Genomic DNA, 16,877 nt, shown 5'->3' with positions numbered 1-16,877 from the left:
ACAGAGCGCCGCCAATGCGAACATGGCTTCATGGGGGAGTCGCTGGCGGTGCCGCCGCTGTTCGCGGCGTTGGACGGGGCCGAGCGGGTGCTCATCGCCGGGGCCGGTGGGGGATTCGACGTGTACGCCGGGCTGCCGCTCGCCGTCGCGCTGTGGGATGCCGGCGTGGAGGTACACCTGGCGAATCTGTCCTTCACGGAGCTCGGGGCGGTCGACCTCGACGCCTGGGTCGAGCGGGACGTCGCCGCCGTCAATGCCGAAACCGCGGGGCCGCGGGAGTACTTCCCGGAGCGCACCCTCGCCCGCTGGCTCGAAAAGCAGGGCCTGCCGGCGACGGTCCACGCGTTCCCGAAGGTCGGGGTGCAGCGCCTGCGGGCCGCGTACCGCCATCTCGCCGAAACGCGCAGGCTCGACGCGATCGTGCTGGTCGACGGCGGGACGGACATCCTCATGCGCGGCGACGAGACGGGCCTCGGCACGCCCGCCGAGGACATGACCAGCCTGGCCGCCGTGGCCGGGCTGGACGACATCCCGGTGCGGCTGGTCACCTGCCTGGGCTTCGGCATCGACGCGTACCACGGTGTCGTACACACCCAGGTGCTCGAGAACCTGGCCGCGCTGAACCGCGACGGCGGGTACCTCGGCGCATTGTCGATTCCGGCCGGGAGCCGGGAGGCCGAGCTGTATCTCGACGCGGCCGCCGACGCCCAGGAAGCGACCCCGAGCCGGCCGAGCATCGTCAACGGCCAGATCGCCGCCGCCCTGGCGGGTGCGTTCGGTGACGTGCAGTTCACGACCCGTACCAGAGACAGCGTGTTGTTCGTCAATCCCCTGATGGCCGTCTACTTCACCGTGGACCTCAAGAAGCTCGCCGCCCGCTGCCTGTATCTGGACCGTATCGAGGCGACGACGGGCATGCATCAGGTCATCGCGGCCATCAACACCTTCCGGGCCGGGATCGCGCCGCGCAGTTCGCGGCAGTATCCGCACTGACGCCGGGTACGTTGGCGTTCATGACCATTTCTATCGTCGTCGGCGGCAGCGGGTTCCTGGGGCACGCGGTCGCCGAGCACTTCGCGGGGCGCGGCGACACCGTGATCGTCACCGGGCGGGACAAGGCCGGGGCCGAGGCGGCCGCCGCGCGGATCGGGGCCGGCGCGCGCGGGCTGGCCGTGGACCTGTCCGAGCCGGAGAGCATCGAGGCCGCGTTCGCCGGGGTCGAGTCGGTCGACAACCTCGTGCTCACCGCCAGTGACCCGACGCCGGTGACGCTCGACGGGTTCGACACCACCCAGGCGATCAAGGCGATCACCATCAAGCTCGTCGGGTACGCCGAGACGGTCCGCGTCCTCAGCCCGCGCTTCACCCCGGCCGCCGCCGTGGTCCTCTTCGGCGGCCTGGCCAAGGAACGGCCCTACCCGGGCTCGACCATGGTCACCACGTTCAACGGCGGCATCAGCGGCCTGATCAAGACGCTGGCCCGGGAGATCGCCCCGCACCGCGTGAACGCCATCCACCCCGGCATCGTCGGCGACAGCCCGAAGTGGGCGCCGGTCCCGGTCGAGCAGCAGCCGGGGGCCCTGCGCACCCCGATCGGCCGCCTGGTCACCAGGTCCGAGGTCGTCGGCGCCGTCGACTTCCTGCTCACCAACGGCGGCGTGAACGCGGTCGACCTCACCCTCGACGGCGGGTTCCTGATCACCAACTGACGGACGCGTCCTCCGGGCGCTTGAGCTCGTCGCCCTGGGGATCATAAATGTGCAGCCGGTACCGCCGGGCCAGCTGGTCGATGAGCTCCAGCGCGGCCCGGCTCCGGTCGCTGAAGCTCAGCTGCATCCCCACGTGGTCGATGCCCACGGCCAGCGGCGTGTCCATCCACGGGGTGTCCGCGCCGTACGGCAGAAAGTCCGGAAACCGCCCGCGCAGGCTCTCGTAGAAGGAGACGATCCGCTCGTCGAGCTCGCCCTCGCGGTGCCCGGGCCCCAGGCACGCCCCGGCCATCGCCCGCACCTCGGCGTCGCTCGCCCCCGGGCGGGCCGCCAGCACGAGGAGACTGAAGCTCACGCGCAGATGGTGGCCTATCCCCGCCGGGTTGTCGAGACGCGGATCCGCCTGGCCGTCCACCGCGTGAGGGACACCGTCCACCAGACGAGCGACAGGCCGAGGACGGCCATCGGCACGTACCCCCACGCGGGAGTCGTGGGTGCTGTACACGATCGCGGCCGGACCGGGCGGCGAGCCCTCGATCGCCGGGTGGAAGAACCGGCCTCGTGCACGCGGGCCGGCATGGAGCGCGGCGCGGAGATCCGGTGAGGTACACATGGTGCATGAGTCCCCGGCGCCGTGCGATGTTCGCCGTGCTCGCCGCCATCGCCGTGCTGGTCGCCGGCGGGCTGGCGGTGCGCGCCGCCCTGCGCGCGGAGCCGCTGCGGATTCCCGATCAGGACAAGCCGGGTGTCGTACTGCTGGTGCCCGGCTACGGCGGCGGGACCGACGGCCTCGACCGCCTCGCCGCCGCCATCAGGGCCGCCGGGCGCACCGCGACCGTGGTGGCGATGCCCGACGGCGGCACCGGCGACCTCGGCAAGCAGGCCGACACGCTCGACGACGCCGCCACGGAGGCGCTGCGGCGGGCGCCGTCGGTGGACGTCATCGGGTACTCGGCCGGCGGGGTCGTGGCCCGGCTCTGGGTGCAGCGCCACGACGGCGTGCACAAGGCGCGCCGGGTCGTCACCCTCGGCTCGCCCCATCAGGGTGCCCGGCTCGCCGCCGCCGGGGCCGCGGGACTGCCCGGCGCCTGCCCGGCCGCCTGCCAGCAGCTCGCGCCCGGCAGCACGCTGCTCGCCGAGCTCAAGGAGCCGGTGCCGAACCCGCCGCAGTGGCTGAGCATCTGGACCGAGCAGGACCAGACGGTGGTACCGCCGGACTCGGCCGTCCTGCCCGGCGCCGTCGACGTCGACATCCAGCAGGCCTGCCCCGGCCGCGACGTGGGCCACGGCGACCTGCCGACCGACGACTACGTGACCGGCCTGGTGCTCGACGCGATCGGCACGGCCCCCATCGGCCCGGCCCCGCCCTGCTGAGCGGCGCCGGTCAGCTGGTGACGTCCTTGGTGGCGAAGTTGGCCCAGGCGAGGCCGAGGAAGACCACGACGTACACGAGCTGCAGCCCGAGCCCGCGCTCGATGTCGCGCCACAGGACCGGCTCGCGGAAGAAGTCGATCCAGGCGAGCCAGTACCGGGTCGGCAGGTAGGGCCGGATCGCCGTGGCCGCGTCGAGGGCGGTGAACAGCTGGCTGGCGACCAGCGCGGCGAGGGCCCCGAGGGTGGCACCCAGCGACGAGTCGCTCACCGTCGACAGGAACAGCGCGATCGCGCCGACGCCGAGCATGGACAGCGCGATGTACACCATGGCCGCCCCGATCCGCAGGGTGACCTGCTGCGGCGACAGGGCCGGCCCCGAGACCGAGGTGACGACCTCGGCACCGGGCTGCACCGGGAAGAAGATCATCCCGATCACGTAGCCGGTGAGCACGACCGCCACGACGGCGCCCAGGACGTACACCATGATCGAAACGAGTTTGGCCAGCAGCAGCCGGGTCCGTCCGACCGGCCGGGCGACGAGGTAGCGCAACATCCCGGCGCTCGCCTCGCCCGCGACCGCGTCGCCGCCGACGATCGCCACCGCGACCGGCAGGAACAGCGGCAGGACGATGGCCAGGGCGGCCGCCGGGAACAGCGAGCCGTTGTTGAGCACCGCCGACAGGAACGCGGGCCCCTGGCCGGCCGCGGTGCCGATCCGGGTCGTCGCGAGCAGGATCGCCACGGCGAGCGGCAGCCCGCACAGCAGGGCCAGGCTGACCAGGGTGCGCGGCCGGCGGTACAACTTGCGCAGTTCGACGAGGATCATCGGCGCTCCATCCGGTCGGTGCCCGATCCGGTCGCCCGCAGCACGACCTGCTCGAGGGTCTGGCGCTCGGCCCCGATCTCGGCGATCCGCAGCCCGGCCGCGACCAGTTGCGCGTTGAGCGCGGCGGCGTCGGGGTGGGTGACGGTGAGCTTGTCGGCGTCGCGGTGCACGACCCGCCCGTCGAGCAGCGCCACCACCCGATCGGCGTCCGGGCTGGTGAGCCGCACCCGCCCGGTCGGCACCCGCAGCGCGGCCAGTTCGTCCTGCCCGACGAGCCGCCCCCGGTCCATGATCCCGACCCAGGTGCACAGCTGCTCGATCTCGGCCAGCAGATGACTCGACAACAGCAATGTGGTACTGGCGGCGCTGATCTCCAGCAGCAGCTGCCGGATCTCGTGGATGCCCTGCGGGTCCAGGCCGTTCGTCGGCTCGTCGAGGATCAGCAGCCGCGGCGTGCGCAGCAGCGCGGCGGCGAGCCCGAGCCGCTGGCGCATCCCGAGCGAGTACGTGCGCACCGGCCGCCCGTCCACGCCGCCCAGCCCGACCCGTTCGAGCGCGTCCTCGATCCGCCGCTTGCGGGTCCGCCCCACCGAGCGCCCGGCCGCGTCGATGAGCCGCAGGTTGGCCCGCCCGGACAGGTGCCCGTAGGCGGCCGGCCCCTCGACGAGCGCCCCGACGTCGGGCAGCACCTCGGCGAGCCTTCGCGGGATCGGCCGGCCCAGCACGGTGATCTCCCCGCTGGTGGCGAAGACGAGCCCGAGCAGCATCCGGATGAGGGTGGTCTTGCCGGATCCGTTGGGGCCGAGCAGGCCGTACCGCGCGCCCTCCGGCACCCGCAGATCCACCCCGTCGACGGCCCGGACCCGCCCGAACGTCTTGGTCAGCGCGGCGGTCTCGATCATCGGAGCTCTCCCGCCGCCGCGGTCAGGATGTCCGGCGCCACGAACCCGGTGACCAGATACGTCCGCCGCCCGACCTTGGTCACCACGATGTTGAGCACCGCCGAGCGCATGAGATATCCGGTACCGCCCGCGACCGCCTCGCCCCCCGCATCCCGCAACGCCGACAGCGTCCGGTCGCCGAGCCGCCCCGGCACCGCGATGACCACGAACCGCGAGAGTCCCGTCCCGTACGCCGCGAGCGCGCTCAACGGCCCCGGCACCCTGGCCCGCCCGCCGAGCGAGCCGGGCAGGTTGGCCCGGGTGACGGCATTGAGCGACGAGGTGATCTCCGAGCGGGTGCTGGACGCGAACCCGGACGAGTCGGACGCCTCCGGTTGCAGCACGGCGTCGGACGGCGGGTCGGTCGTGGCGTCGAGGAACCGGGTCGTGAACACCCCGGCCACCTCGACCTGCAGCGCCAGCCCGGTGCCGGGGTCGGCCCAGACGTCGATGGCCCGGATGGTGGTGGCCGGGTCCTTCGGCACGACCCGCAGCCCGGCCGCGGCCTTCCCGGCGATCCGCCGCCCGGGGAGCGCCCGCAGCCCGGCGTCGTCGCCGGCGTCCTTGAGGAGCCGCCGGGCGAGCTCGGGCGGGGTGAGATCGGACGCCTGCGGCGCGCGCACGGCCGGGTCGCCGACCGTCTCGGTCCACAGGTTGCGCCCGTAGTCCCAGGTGAACGCCCCGGAGGCGGTCTTGAAGAAGTCCTTCTCGCCGACCGGATCGAGCACCGCCACCCGCCAGGCGTCATTGCCGGCGTGCCAGACGCGCATGCTGGTGGTACCGCCGAACAGTCCCGAGACATCGCCCAGCTGCGGCAGCTCGGGCAGCACGATCGAACCCCGGCTCTCGGCGTAGCCCTGATAGGGCCCGCCCGCCGCCTCGAGGATGCGCGCGCGGAGCTGCCCGGGCTCGATCCGCGGCGCCGTGACCGGCGCGAACGCCACCACGAGCGGCACCGCCACGAGCGCGCCGACGATCGCCGCGACCACCGCCCAGCGGCGCCGCGCCTCGCGCCGGACCACACTCACCCGCCCAACAGTACGACGGCCACAGCGCACTTCGCCGCACCACGGAGCCCGCTCACCCTGGACTAGCGTTTGCATCTCCATCTGGTGGAGGTTGGAGGCTGATCGGCGTGTACTCGATCGGAGACCTGGCCCGGCGCACGGGCCTGTCCGTGCGCACGATCCGGTTCTACTCCGACGCGGGTGTCCTGCCGCCCACCGACCGCAGTCCCGCCAACCACCGCCGCTACGACCTGGCCGCGATCACCCGCCTGGACCTGATCCGCACATTGCGTGAACTCGGCCTCGACCTGGTGACAATCCGCCGGGTGCTCGCCGACGACATCACCATGTCCGAGGCGGCCGCCTTCCACGCCGACGCGCTCGACGTGCAGATCCAGGTCCTCCGGGTCCGCCGCGCCGTGCTGCGCCTGGTGGCGAAGCGGGACTCCACCACGAAGGAGATGGAACTCATGCACCGCCTCGTGCAACTGTCCGAAGCCGAACGGCACCGCCTCATCCACGACTTCATCGACAGCACCTTCGGCGCCGTCGACGCCAACCCCGACCTGGTCGAGCTCCTGCGCTCCACCATGCCGAACCTGCCCGACGAGCCGACCGCCGAGCAGGTCGAGGCGTGGATCGAGCTCGCCGAACTCGTCCAGGACGACGACTTCAAGGCCAGCATCCGCCGGATGGCCGCCCACCAGGCTGCCGAGCGCGCGGAGGGCGACCGGACGGGCCTGCACCACGAACTGACCACATACGTCCGCGATCGCGTGACGACGGCCCTGACCGACGGGATCGCACCTGCATCGCCGCCGGCCGCGGAGATCGTCGACGACCTGGTCGCCCACTACGCCCGCACGTTCGGCACGGCCGACAGCCCGCAGTACCGCGAAAAGCTCCTCACCCGCCTGGAGGTCGCCAACGACCCGCGCGTCGAGCGCTACTGGCACCTCATCTCCACCATCAACGGCTGGGCGACCGCCCCCTCGCTGGCGCCCGTCTTCGACTGGTTCACCCAGGCCCTGCAGCAGCACCGCGCTCAGTAACCGCAGAGGGCCTGGACGCTGGTCTGCCCGACCGGCGGCCCGGTCATCTCGACGGTCCAGCTCCGCTCGCCGAAGGGGTAGATCGTCTGCAGGAAGTACGGCCCGGAGTCGGTCAGCGACCCGCCGCCACCGACGGAGTAGGTGAACTTGTCGGGCGGGCACTCGTCCGTGTCACCCTCCGCGGCGATCGTGCCGTAAATGGCCGCGCCACTGATCCGATCGGCGCACACGGCATAGGCCGTCACACTCCAGCTCAACGCGAACCCGTTGGCGTCCTCCCGGCCGGTGGCCCGGGCGATGTCCAGCGGGCCGGCCAACCGCGCCAGCTGCAGCCCGACCTGATGATCCCCGTCGCTGACGGCCCCGCCCCCGCCGATCGCCAGGGTCGACCCCGGACAGTCCGCGGTGGCCTGTTTGAAGGTCGAAGAAGACGCGCTGGTACTGCCTGAGACGACGCTGTAGTTGTCCAGCTCATCGACATCGGCGCAGAGCGCGTACACGACGAACTGCCACTCGGACGAGTACCCGGTGTCGGGCTCCTCGGCCGTGGCGGAGTAGTAGTCGTTCTGCCCGACCCCACCCCGCACCGGCACGAGCCGCGTGAGCCGCACCTGATCGCCGCCCCCACTGACCCGAGCCCCGCCGCCGATCACATGGGTCCCGGCCGGGCACGACGCCGACCGCGTCTGCGTCGAGTTCGAGTTGTGCCGGTCGTCGTAGTCGTCCAGGGTCGTCGCGACGAGCACGACCCCGAGCCGCCCGGCCGCGAAGGCCGGCGCCTGCGCGACGAGCTGAGCGGCAGCGACGACGAGCACGGCCACCAGGGCCCTTTTCCGTACTGACAGCATCATGCCTCCTCAGGGAAAATGTCCTCCGAGGATCGACCACCCACGCGCCTCCCCAACATGTCGAACGACGCACAGCAGAATGCGCCTGTGTCGAATTCGCAGCGGGCCCAGATCGTGACAGGCCTCCTCCGCGACGGCGACCGGCTCCTGCTGGCCCACCGCTCGCCCGGCCGCCTCCGGTACCCGAACCTGTGGGACCTCCCGGGCGGCCACGTGGAGCCGGGGGAGCCACCGGCCGCGGCCCTGGTCCGCGAACTGCGCGAGGAACTGGGCATCGACATCGCCCAGCCGGCGGGCCCGCCCCTGGCCGAACTCCACGGCGAGACGTTCCACATGCGGATCTGGCTGATCGATTCCTGGGCGGGCACGCCGGTCAACGCCGCGCCGGAGGAGCACGACGCCATCGCCTGGTTCACGGGGGACGAACTGGCAGCGCTGCGGTTCGTCCACGAAGACTCCCTCGCCCTGTTCACGAGCGCCCTCGCCGGCGATCGCTGATGGCTCAACGGCCGTACTCGAGCCGGCCGGGCACGTTCGGATTGTTCGTGCGGATCCTCGTGCTCGACGATGCCATGTATGAGCTGGTTTCGGTGGTACCGGCCTTGGATGACACCGCGCCGCCGTTGACGCTCCTGCAAACCTCCGACAGCGCATAGTCCGCCGGCGGCCTGACCTCGGTGGTTTTGCCGGTCAGCTTGAGCGCCGGCTGTCGGTCACTTGCGGCGCCGCTTGATTTTGCGGCGACTCCGTGTCGGAGCGTTTCAGCGCCACTCCGGGTAGCTCCGGCTGTTGATCGTGGCGAATACTGCGTTACAGGGACGGCAGTCGATCGTCAGGGTTGGGTGATCGACGCTCCATCAGCCAGAACAGGTAGATCCGTAGATCGGCGTTGAGCGTGGCATCCAAGTACGACGCGAAGTCTCGGAGTCCGGCTGCGGCCTCCTGCTCGTCGGCGCGGTCACTTGCGACCCAACGCTGGTGTTGCTGCTCGACGTGTTCGACTACGCGGTCGCGGTCTCGCCACCAGCTACGAACGGTCTCAGGGGTCCAACGATCGTCACCGTCACAGCCGTAACCGCCCAACGGGTCGTCCCGTGCGGCCTCGGCGAGCGCTGCCACCTCGGTTGCTGTCCGCGGCTGGCGGTATACGAACTCGGTGAAGTATTCGCCGCCGTAGAGGACGTGGTCGGGGGCGTGTAGTCGGCCCGTCCAGCAGGTATCCGTCTCGCCTGTCCAGAACGGGCCGGGAACGTTGAGCCAGAGAAGGTCGTTCCACCGGCCCTTGAACTCCGCGCGTTGGTCGGGCATCAAAGCGGTTGTCGGATCCCAGTACAGCGACACGATTGCCCACTCTATCGGGATGTCGACGATCAGAGGTTTTCGTGCCTGTGACCTCATGTCTGTTCCTGAGATCGAGCACCACCGGACCCATTGCCTGATCGGGTGGATTCGATGTCACGCAGTTCAGCACCACCGGTGATGGTGGGAGCATCGGCTGGTCGGGAGGGAGGTCCGCCGATGTCGCGGATGTCGAAGCCTCCAACGAGTCGTTTTCGGGCTGCGCCAACCGGTCGAATTACCGATCATAGTATCTCGTCGATGACGTCGTTCTCGCCGCGAAGCCACCCGAGCACTTCTCAAACACGCTCTTAGGCGATGGCGTCGCACAGGTCGGTGATGTGGTCCAGGCAGTAGGTGACGTCCGGCGGGTGGGAGACGCCCGCCGCCCAGCGTTCCCACAACCCGCCCGGAACCAGAAACCGCTCCGCGTGCCGAGAGCGGCCAGCGCGACGCAGTACCCCGCGCCGCAGTAGCCGACCTCGCTGGCCAGCAGGAGCGAGCCGAGCATCGACCGGAACTGCGCGGCCTGGAAGCGGCGGCAGGTCGTCCACGGGACGCATCGTGGTGCATAGACTGCGTCAGTGACCGCTCCGCATGATCCGAACGCGCTGCTCGATGCCGATGGTGGACTTCCCGAAGCGCGGCCTCCGTGGCCGGCCCGCGACAAGTTGCGCATCACCAAAGTACGGCCGATCGTCACTGCGCCCGAGGGACTGCCGCTCGTCGTCGTCAAGGTGGAGACCAGTGAACCCGGCCTGTACGGGCTCGGCTGTGCCACCTTCACCCAGCGCTACGCCGCCGTCGCCGCCGCCGTTGCCGAGCACGTCGGGCCGCTCGCGGTCGGGCGGCACCCGGCGGACATCGAGGACATCACGCGGACTGTGCACTTCTCGTCGTACTGGCGCAACGGACCGGTGCTGAACAACGCGCTCTCCGGGCTCGACCAGGCCCTGTGGGACATCGCCGGGAAGCGGGCCGGCGTCCCCGTGTACGAGCTGCTCGGCGGCCGCGTCCGGGGCGGGGTCGAGGTGTACACGCACGCCTCCGGCGACACCACCGCGCAGGTCCTCGACCAGGCCGAGCGGCTCATCGCCGAGGGGTACCGCAACATCCGCATCCAGCGCGCCGAACCCGGGCTCGGCAGCTACGGGGCGGCCGGGACGGGCGGGCACTACCCCGGGTCGCCGAACCCCGACGGATGGGATCCGGAGCGCTACCTCCGCGGTACCCCGTCGCTGTTCGCAGCCGCCCGCGAGCGCCTCGGCTTCGGGATCAACCTCATGCACGACGTGCACAGCCGGCTCACCCCGAAGCAGGCGATCGTGCTGGCCCGGGCCCTCGAACCGTACGCGCTGTCGTTCCTCGAGGATGTCATCCCGCCCGAGCACTACGACCGGCTGCCCGAGGTGCGGGCCGGCTCGCCGGTGCCGCTCGCGGTCGGCGAGCAGATCGGGTCCGTACCCGACGCGGCGCGGCTCATCCGGGACGGCGGGGTCGACCTGATCCGGCTGCACACGTCCGCGATCGGCGGGCTCACCCCGACCCGCAAGCTGGCCGCGCTGGCCGAGCTGTGCGGGGTGCGCACCGCGTTCCACTCGCCGGCCGACGTGTCGCCGGTCGGGGTGGCGGCCAACCTCGCCGTCGACATCTCCAGCCCGGCGTTCGGGTTCCAGGAGTCGCACGAGTACAACGAGGCCACCCACGAGGTCTTCCCCGGCTGCCCGGACGTGGTGAGCGGCTACATGTACCCCTCGGAACAGCCGGGCTGGGGCGTCGACCTCGACGAGGCGAAGGCCGAGCGGTTCCCGCCGACCAAGTTCCTCTTCGACCGCTGGGCCGCCGTCGTCCGCCGCCCCGACGGCGCGCTGGAGGCCCCGTGAGAGTCCTCGTCACGGGCGCCAACGGCAACATCGGCCGCGCGGTCTGTGCCCGGTTGGCCGCAGAAAACGCCGAAGTGCATGCGTTGGTACTGGATGAGCCTGCACCAGACACCGCCGCGCACACGGTCGTGGGCAACGCCGGCGACCCCGGCACCGTGCGCGCGGCGATCGGGGGCGGGGTCGACGCCGTCGTGCATCTGGCCGCGATTCCGAGCCCTGACCTCGGTACCCCCGTGGAGGTCTTCGGCGGCAACACCCGTGCCACCTTCAACGTGCTGGAGGAGTGCGCGCAGGCCGGGGTCCGCCGGGCCGTCATCGCCAGCAGCTACTCGATCCTCGGCCTGCGGTTCGCGCCGCGCGTGCTGCACCCCGCGTACTACCCGATCGACGAGGCGACCCCGTTCCAGATCGAGGACGCGTACTCGCTGTCCAAGCAGGCCGACGAGGCCACGGCCGCGATGATGCACCGCCGGTACGGCATGGACGTCGTCGCGCTGCGCTTCCCGTACACCGCCGACTGGGACGCGATCCGCCGCACCGCCGAGCTGTGCGAGCGCGAGCCGGCGAAGATGGCCGCCGACTCCTGGTCGTACCTGCACGTCGACGACGCCGCCGAGGCCGTCTGGCTGGCGCTGACCCGGGAGCTGCAAGGCTTTCACGCGGTCCTGCTGGCCGCCCCGACGACGATGGCGGCGGCGTCCACTGTGGAGCTGATCCGGCGGTACCATGGCGAAACCGAACTGCGGGAAGACATTCCCGGCCATCGGTCGCCGATCGACACCACCGCTATCGAACGGCTGCTGGGCTTCCGCGCGACGCGGACGCTCGCCGGATGAGCAGCTCGGCCACGATCAGGTTGACGATCCAGCCGAGCGTCTGCCCGGCCGGGATCAGCGCCTTGGGGTCCGGCGCGCCGCCGAACGGGAGCTGGGTGAGGAGCAGGAGCGGTACCAGTAAACGGGCCGTGACGGCGAGCAACGTCAGCGCATAGTTGCGCATCATCCACGCCCGGTGCGCGGTGAAGTCCCGCCGCCGGGCCGCGCGGTAGGCGAGCACGCCGGTCGCGAGCCACAGCACGGCGGCGGTGGTCAGGCCGACCTGCGTGAGCGGCCGCCCCGACCAGATCGCGACCGGCACCGTCGCGAGGGCCGACGGCAGCACCCCGCCGAGCAGATAGACCCGCCCCAGCACCCGGTGCAGCCGCCGCCGCGCCCGCACCCGCGGCATGAACTGCAGCGGCCCCACCACGAGCGCCACGGCGGCCGTGAAGATGTGCACGACGAGCACGGCATAGTGCAGTCCCGGTTGTACCGTGAGCCGGCTGTCGGCGCTGTCCAGGCTCACGTACGGGAAGGTGAGCCCCACCGCGAACCCGACCGCCACGAGGAGCAGCAGCTTCTGCTTCATGGCTTCGATCATCGACGGTGGGGCGCGCACGGTCGTCGGGCCGTGGGAGGCGTGCCCGTACGAAAATCTGCGTAGGCTTTAGGGCTTGCGCGCGACCCCGCAGAACTCCGACGCGGGGGTCTCGTCGTTGCCGTCCGGCCGCCACTGCGAGCAGGTGACGATGCCGGGCTCCAGGATTTCCAGCCCGTCGAAGTACGCCTCGATCTGCTTCGGCGTCCGCACCGCCATCGGCGCCGCCCCGCTGCTGTTCCACATCTCCACCGCCCGGTCGACCGCCGCCGCGTTGACCTCGCGCGTCGGGTGCGACATGACCAGGTAGCTGCCGGCCGGCAACGCGTCGACGAGCGTGCGGACAACGCTGGAGGCCTCAGCGTCGTCGGGCACGAAGTTCACGATGCCGAGCAGCATCAGCGCAATGGGCTGCTCAAAGTCCAGCGTACGGCGGGCCGCGGCCAGAATCGCCTCCGGATCGCGCACATCGGCGTCGATGTAGTCCGTCGCGCCTTCCGGCGTCCCGACGAGCAGCGCCCGCGCGTGCACCAGCACCATCGGGTCGTTGTCGGCGTACACGACCCGGCTGTCCGGCGCGATCCGCTGCGCGACCTCATGCGTGTTGTCCGCCGTCGGCAGCCCGGTGCCGATGTCGAGGAACTGCCGAATGCCCGCCTCGCCGGCCAGGTGCCGCACGGCCCGCCCGAGAAACTGCCGGTTGAACCGCGCGGACTGCACGAGCTCCGGCATGTACGCGAGCACCTGCTCGGCCGCCTCCCGGTCGACGGCGAAGTTGTCCTTCCCGCCGAGCAGGTAGTTCCACAGCCGCGCCGAGTGCGCAACGCTGGTGTCCAGCTTCGCAAGCAACCCGTCACGCGTGGTCGGTGCGTCCATCCTTGGACCCCTCTGCCGCATCGATCGCCGGTACTGTGTGAGCCAGGTTACACTGCCCGTGGAACCCGATGGAACGCCGTCCTGGCATGGCCCGGTTGCTGCTCGAACTCGAGGCGCGCAACGCCCGCCTGACCCTGACCGACGAGGGCGCGGACATCGGCGGCACGGGGTTCCGCTGGGGCGGGATCACGCGCCTGCAGTACCGCGCCGTGGACCACCACGTCAACGGCGCCTACCTGCGCACCAGCTTCACCATCGGCCTGGGCGACACCTGGCGTACCGCGACATTCATGATGTTCGCGGGCACAACGGGCCCACTCAAGACCCGCGTCGACCACGCCACGCGCACCGCCCACCACGACCGCTGGACCCGGGCGGTGGAGCTGATCGAGCACCACGCCGGCACCCGCCTCGCGACGGACGCCGTGGCCGCGGTCCACGGCGGCGGCACGGTCGAGATGTCGGGCCTGCGCCTGGACAACGCCGGAATCCACAAGGTCGGCCTGTTCCGCAGGACCATTTCCTGGCCCCAGTACGCCGGCGTCCGCCGCGAGCCGGTCTACCTGCACCTGCTGGCCACCGCCACCGCCACCGCCGGCGCCAAGCCGAAGTCCCGCATCCAGGTGCCCAACGGCGCCTGGAACGTCGCCATCCTGCCCAGGGTTCTGCAGGTCCTGCACACCCTGGCCTGACCACCGCGGGACCTCATCGGCGGCCCCCTCGCAGCAGGTCGAGCAGCCCCGTCGGGTAGAGGATGGCGTCCCCGTCGAAGCGGCTCAGCGGCTGCCACACCACCGGGGTGCCCTCGTCGAGGACAAGGCCGAGGTCCTCCGCGGTGTACACGGCCGGATCCACCACATCGGCCGCGAAGATGAACGCGATCTCGTGCCCCCGCCGGCCGAACGCCGCGAAGATGTTCTCCAGGACGCCCAAAAGTTCGACGTTGTACAGCTCGACGCCCAACTCCTCCCGCAGCTCCCGCCGCACGGCGTCGGCGGCCGGCTCGCCGAACTCGATGCCGCCGCCCAGCGGGCGGTAGAAGGTCTGCTGCTTCGTCTCGTCCCGGCCCTCGAAGACCAGGATGGCGTCACCGCGGCGAATCACGGCGAGCGCGATCGGCCGGATTGCGGGATTGGCGTTCACGGCTTCACCATAGGTGCGCCCGTGCGACACTGCGCAGCGTGGATCATGAGCTGACGCCGGCGTCCCGGGCCCTGCTCGCGCACCTGCGGGAGCGCTTCCCGGACCGCCCCGTCGACGTCCTCGCGCCGATCCGCGGCCGGATGGACCTGCGGCAGCACACGATCGTCGGCCGGAAACTCCGTGACGCGGCGGTGGAATGCGTCCCCGGCGGGATCAGGGCAAAGGCGACCAAGTCGAGCGGTGAACGGTAGAGCCGGTGAGCTTGCATTACGAGTGGACGCTGTCGTTGCGTGTGCGGCCGGACGCGCCCGCGTCGTTCCTGGACGAGCTCCGCTTCCACCTCGGTCTTGCGGAGCGGTTGCCTGATGATGCCGAGCTGGGGCTCAACTGGTCCTGCCTGGTCACGGAGCCGGACGATGCTCTGCCGGGCGGCGGCGTCCGATCATTGATGGCTCAGCAGCCGTACTCGAACCGGCCGGGCACGTTGGGATTGTTCGTCCGGACCCTTGTGCTCGACGATGTCATGTATGAGCTGATTTCGGTGGTACCGGCCTGGTTGGCGCGGCGGTCGCTGACGCAGGGGTGGATCGGTCAAGCGCGGGAGGAACTGTCGCTGCATCCCTGGCTGAACTTCTACGTTCAGGATGGCCGTGCCTATGCCGCCGAGCCCGGTGGCAGCATCGAGCCGCTGGATGACACCGCGCCGCCGTTCACGCTTACGCAAACCTCCGACGGCGCATAGTCCAGTGCGGCCTCGGGCGAGAGCCGCGCCGGTGAGCGCGTCGGCGGCGACCCGGTCGAACAGGTCGAATGCTCAGGCGTTCGGCAGCTCGCCGTAGTACGAGGTGATCGTCGTCAGTGCGCCGTCGCTGAACTCGTAGATGTCGCACGAGGCGACCACCGCCGTGTCGCCGTCCGGGGCCGTGTACCTGGCGACCGAGTCGACCGCCGCGCGGGTGCCGTCGCCCACTGCCACGAAGCGGGCGTACTCCGTAGTCGTCCCGGTCAGGCCCGCCAGGGTGGCCTCGCACGCGGCGATCACGGCGTCGCGCCCGCGCAGGGTGTTGCCGCCCAGGATGTTCCAGGTCACGTCCGGTGACAGGAACGGGTACGCGTCGGCGAAGCGGTGGCCCGAGAACGCCTCGGCGACCGCTCGCGGGTCGGTGCCGTGCGCGCTGACCTCGTAGTGGGTCAGGGAGGACTGGCCGATGAGGTACCGCTCGTCCTCCGGGTACAGCACGATGTGCTCGACGTCGTCGCCCGCGAAGCGGCGGATGTCGGCCCAGCCGTCCCACATGGTGAAGGCGAGCACCTCGGCGGTGCCGTCGCCCAGGTCGCGGGTCAGGATCTCGGCGGCTCGGTTGCCGGGCGTGCTGCGGTACTGCACGACCCCCGTCTCGTCCACGTACCGCGCGTACTCGGCCACGACGTCCGCGGGGACGACACCACGCCAGATCCGGGCAATCACCGTTCGTCCTCCATCAAGGTCAGAGGGCCGAGTCTATGTCCCAGCGCCCGGCGTCGGTGCCCCAGGTGAGCGGGGCCGCCTGGGGGGACGCCGTCGCGCGGCCCTTCACGACCGGGACGTCGAATGCGAACTCCACGTCGGTGCCGTCCGCGAACGACACCGTGACGTGGGTGTCCGGGCCGGCCGGGTGGTTGTCCATCCACTGCACGTGGACAACCTCGGCCGTCAGCGTGCCGTCCGGGCGGACCAGCACGAATCCCTCGAGGTCGCCCTGGGCGACGTCCGGCACGAAGGTCACGGTGCCATTCTGCAACGTGCGCGCGGGCTACAGTCGCGGGCGTGGAGATCGCGCGGTGGTGGGAGATCGTCGGCGGGGCCCTTGACGACGGGGGCGAACCGCGGCCGGAGGTGGTCCTGGCGCGGCTCCGGCAGCTGCCACCCGAGGACATTCTGGCGTTCGAGCGGCACTATGCCGAGCACCTGCGGCAGTCGTACCTCCACCCGCTCTGGGCCGCCGCCTACCTCATCGAGGGCGGGTGTGGCGACGACGGGTTCCGGGACTTCCGGGCGGGGCTGATCCTGCAGGGGCGGGCGGCGTTCGAGCAGGCCGTCGCCGATCCCGACGCGCTCGCCGACCTGCCCATCGTGCGGCGGATGGCGGACGACGAGGGGTGGCTCGGGTGCGAGGGGCTGCACTACGTGGCCCGCCAGGCGTACGGCGACCCCGAAGCGTTCGACGCCGCGCTCGGCGAGCTGCGGCGGGGGCCGGCGCCCGCGGGCGGGGAACGCTGGGACGTCGAGGACGAGGACGCGAACCGGCGGCACCTGCCGCGGCTGGCCGCCATGTTCCAAGACGTGTAGCCGACAGCGCTCTGGCGCCACGGCGGTATCGTCGTGATCCGCCGAGGAAGCTGGTGGAGCGATCATGATCGGTCCGTGGGTGATTGGGCTGGCCGTGGCTGTCGCCATCGCCGGCGGGTACGCGATATGGCGCTT

At 71.2% G+C, this 16,877-nt stretch carries 22 protein-coding genes; 11 read left to right on the top strand and 11 right to left on the bottom strand.

Annotated features, from left to right (window positions below):
* The first annotated feature begins 30 nt into the window (after window positions 1-30).
* Window positions 31-993 carry a DUF1152 domain-containing protein gene (locus tag ACQPZ4_RS31040; protein ID WP_433043176.1) on the top strand — a complete coding sequence of 321 codons (963 nt, stop codon included), beginning with the start codon at window positions 31-33 and terminating at the stop codon, window positions 991-993.
* 20 nt (window positions 994-1,013) lie between these two features.
* Window positions 1,014-1,709, top strand: coding sequence for an SDR family oxidoreductase (locus tag ACQPZ4_RS31035; protein ID WP_433043173.1), 696 nt, complete (start codon window positions 1,014-1,016; stop codon window positions 1,707-1,709).
* On the opposite strand, the gene ACQPZ4_RS31030 is transcribed toward ACQPZ4_RS31035, so the two are convergent.
* On the bottom strand, window positions 1,699-2,064 hold the full coding sequence (locus ACQPZ4_RS31030; RefSeq protein WP_433043170.1) for a hypothetical protein: 366 nt from the start codon (window positions 2,062-2,064) through the stop codon (window positions 1,699-1,701). The two genes, ACQPZ4_RS31035 and ACQPZ4_RS31030, sit on opposite strands and share 11 nt — an antisense overlap.
* Before the next feature lie 263 nt (window positions 2,065-2,327).
* Here ACQPZ4_RS31030 and ACQPZ4_RS31025 point away from each other — a divergent pair, with 263 nt between their 5' ends.
* Window positions 2,328-3,083 (top strand): esterase/lipase family protein, encoded by a 756-nt coding sequence (locus ACQPZ4_RS31025; protein ID WP_433043167.1) that lies wholly within the window; start codon window positions 2,328-2,330, stop codon window positions 3,081-3,083.
* A 10-nt stretch (window positions 3,084-3,093) separates the two neighbouring features.
* On the opposite strand, the gene ACQPZ4_RS31020 is transcribed toward ACQPZ4_RS31025, so the two are convergent.
* Genes ACQPZ4_RS31020 through ACQPZ4_RS31010 form a run of 3 tightly spaced genes read right to left on the bottom strand, consistent with a single transcriptional unit; the run spans window position 3,094 to window position 5,878 of the window.
* Entirely contained in the window at window positions 3,094-3,909 is an 816-nt protein-coding gene (locus ACQPZ4_RS31020) for an ABC transporter permease (RefSeq protein WP_433043164.1), read from the bottom strand.
* The gene (locus ACQPZ4_RS31015) at window positions 3,906-4,811 is read right to left on the bottom strand and encodes an ABC transporter ATP-binding protein (RefSeq protein WP_433043161.1); all 906 of its coding nucleotides are present in this window, start codon (window positions 4,809-4,811) and stop codon (window positions 3,906-3,908) included. Before ACQPZ4_RS31015 ends, ACQPZ4_RS31020 begins: the two co-directional genes overlap by 4 nt.
* Window positions 4,808-5,878, bottom strand: a complete 1,071-nt coding sequence (locus ACQPZ4_RS31010) for a hypothetical protein (RefSeq protein WP_433043158.1) — start codon at window positions 5,876-5,878, stop codon at window positions 4,808-4,810. The genes ACQPZ4_RS31015 and ACQPZ4_RS31010 overlap by 4 nt, the downstream gene beginning before the upstream one ends.
* Before the next feature lie 107 nt (window positions 5,879-5,985).
* On the opposite strand from ACQPZ4_RS31010, the gene ACQPZ4_RS31005 reads away from it, so the two are divergent.
* Window positions 5,986-6,909, top strand: coding sequence for a MerR family transcriptional regulator (locus ACQPZ4_RS31005; RefSeq protein WP_433043155.1), 924 nt, complete (start codon window positions 5,986-5,988; stop codon window positions 6,907-6,909).
* On the opposite strand, the gene ACQPZ4_RS31000 is transcribed toward ACQPZ4_RS31005, so the two are convergent.
* Window positions 6,903-7,730 carry a hypothetical protein gene (locus ACQPZ4_RS31000; RefSeq protein ID WP_433043152.1) on the bottom strand — a complete coding sequence of 276 codons (828 nt, stop codon included), beginning with the start codon at window positions 7,728-7,730 and terminating at the stop codon, window positions 6,903-6,905. The two genes, ACQPZ4_RS31005 and ACQPZ4_RS31000, sit on opposite strands and share 7 nt — an antisense overlap.
* Before the next feature lie 114 nt (window positions 7,731-7,844).
* Between ACQPZ4_RS31000 and ACQPZ4_RS30995 the strand changes: the two genes are divergently transcribed.
* Complete coding sequence (locus ACQPZ4_RS30995) at window positions 7,845-8,255, top strand: NUDIX domain-containing protein (protein WP_433043149.1); 411 nt, start codon at window positions 7,845-7,847, stop codon at window positions 8,253-8,255.
* A 312-nt stretch (window positions 8,256-8,567) separates the two neighbouring features.
* On the opposite strand, the gene ACQPZ4_RS30990 is transcribed toward ACQPZ4_RS30995, so the two are convergent.
* Window positions 8,568-9,098 (bottom strand): hypothetical protein, encoded by a 531-nt coding sequence (locus ACQPZ4_RS30990; protein WP_433043146.1) that lies wholly within the window; start codon window positions 9,096-9,098, stop codon window positions 8,568-8,570.
* A 581-nt stretch (window positions 9,099-9,679) separates the two neighbouring features.
* Here ACQPZ4_RS30990 and ACQPZ4_RS30985 point away from each other — a divergent pair.
* Both ACQPZ4_RS30985 and ACQPZ4_RS30980 read left to right on the top strand, forming a co-directional pair.
* Window positions 9,680-10,978: an enolase C-terminal domain-like protein gene (locus ACQPZ4_RS30985; protein ID WP_433043143.1), complete on the top strand. Its 1,299-nt coding sequence runs from the start codon at window positions 9,680-9,682 to the stop codon at window positions 10,976-10,978.
* Entirely contained in the window at window positions 10,975-11,814 is an 840-nt protein-coding gene (locus ACQPZ4_RS30980) for an NAD-dependent epimerase/dehydratase family protein (RefSeq protein ID WP_433043140.1), read from the top strand. The genes ACQPZ4_RS30985 and ACQPZ4_RS30980 overlap by 4 nt, the downstream gene beginning before the upstream one ends.
* Here ACQPZ4_RS30980 and ACQPZ4_RS30975 read toward each other — a convergent pair.
* Window positions 11,765-12,385 carry a DUF2306 domain-containing protein gene (locus ACQPZ4_RS30975; RefSeq protein WP_433043137.1) on the bottom strand — a complete coding sequence of 207 codons (621 nt, stop codon included), beginning with the start codon at window positions 12,383-12,385 and terminating at the stop codon, window positions 11,765-11,767. The two genes, ACQPZ4_RS30980 and ACQPZ4_RS30975, sit on opposite strands and share 50 nt — an antisense overlap.
* Window positions 12,386-12,463: 78 nt before the next feature.
* On the bottom strand, window positions 12,464-13,270 hold the full coding sequence (locus ACQPZ4_RS30970; protein ID WP_433043134.1) for an SAM-dependent methyltransferase: 807 nt from the start codon (window positions 13,268-13,270) through the stop codon (window positions 12,464-12,466).
* A 68-nt stretch (window positions 13,271-13,338) separates the two neighbouring features.
* On the opposite strand from ACQPZ4_RS30970, the gene ACQPZ4_RS30965 reads away from it, so the two are divergent.
* On the top strand, window positions 13,339-13,962 hold the full coding sequence (locus tag ACQPZ4_RS30965) for a hypothetical protein (protein ID WP_433043131.1): 624 nt from the start codon (window positions 13,339-13,341) through the stop codon (window positions 13,960-13,962).
* 13 nt (window positions 13,963-13,975) lie between these two features.
* On the opposite strand, the gene ACQPZ4_RS30960 is transcribed toward ACQPZ4_RS30965, so the two are convergent.
* Window positions 13,976-14,413, bottom strand: a complete 438-nt coding sequence (locus ACQPZ4_RS30960; RefSeq protein ID WP_433043128.1) for an NUDIX hydrolase — start codon at window positions 14,411-14,413, stop codon at window positions 13,976-13,978.
* 38 nt (window positions 14,414-14,451) lie between these two features.
* Here ACQPZ4_RS30960 and ACQPZ4_RS30955 point away from each other — a divergent pair, with 38 nt between their 5' ends.
* Window positions 14,452-14,664: a hypothetical protein gene (locus ACQPZ4_RS30955; RefSeq protein ID WP_433043125.1), complete on the top strand. Its 213-nt coding sequence runs from the start codon at window positions 14,452-14,454 to the stop codon at window positions 14,662-14,664.
* 5 nt (window positions 14,665-14,669) lie between these two features.
* The gene (locus ACQPZ4_RS30950; RefSeq protein WP_433043122.1) at window positions 14,670-15,155 is read left to right on the top strand and encodes a hypothetical protein; all 486 of its coding nucleotides are present in this window, start codon (window positions 14,670-14,672) and stop codon (window positions 15,153-15,155) included.
* A gap of 72 nt (window positions 15,156-15,227) precedes the next feature.
* Here ACQPZ4_RS30950 and ACQPZ4_RS30945 read toward each other — a convergent pair whose 3' ends face one another.
* Together ACQPZ4_RS30945 and ACQPZ4_RS30940 are read right to left on the bottom strand one after the other, a co-directional pair.
* The gene (locus ACQPZ4_RS30945; protein ID WP_433043119.1) at window positions 15,228-15,881 is read right to left on the bottom strand and encodes a nuclear transport factor 2 family protein; all 654 of its coding nucleotides are present in this window, start codon (window positions 15,879-15,881) and stop codon (window positions 15,228-15,230) included.
* A 19-nt stretch (window positions 15,882-15,900) separates the two neighbouring features.
* The gene (locus ACQPZ4_RS30940) at window positions 15,901-16,179 is read right to left on the bottom strand and encodes a hypothetical protein (RefSeq protein WP_433043116.1); all 279 of its coding nucleotides are present in this window, start codon (window positions 16,177-16,179) and stop codon (window positions 15,901-15,903) included.
* Between the two features lie 41 nt (window positions 16,180-16,220).
* Here ACQPZ4_RS30940 and ACQPZ4_RS30935 point away from each other — a divergent pair, with 41 nt between their 5' ends.
* Window positions 16,221-16,742 carry a DUF4240 domain-containing protein gene (locus ACQPZ4_RS30935; protein ID WP_433043113.1) on the top strand — a complete coding sequence of 174 codons (522 nt, stop codon included), beginning with the start codon at window positions 16,221-16,223 and terminating at the stop codon, window positions 16,740-16,742.
* Window positions 16,743-16,877: the final 135 nt, after the last annotated feature.

The organism is Dactylosporangium sp. CS-033363 (assembly GCF_050942475.1).
Lineage (GTDB): Bacteria > Actinomycetota > Actinomycetes > Mycobacteriales > Micromonosporaceae > Dactylosporangium.
Note: the sequence above shows the minus strand (reverse complement) of the source record. Positions and strands in the feature narration are given on the sequence as shown.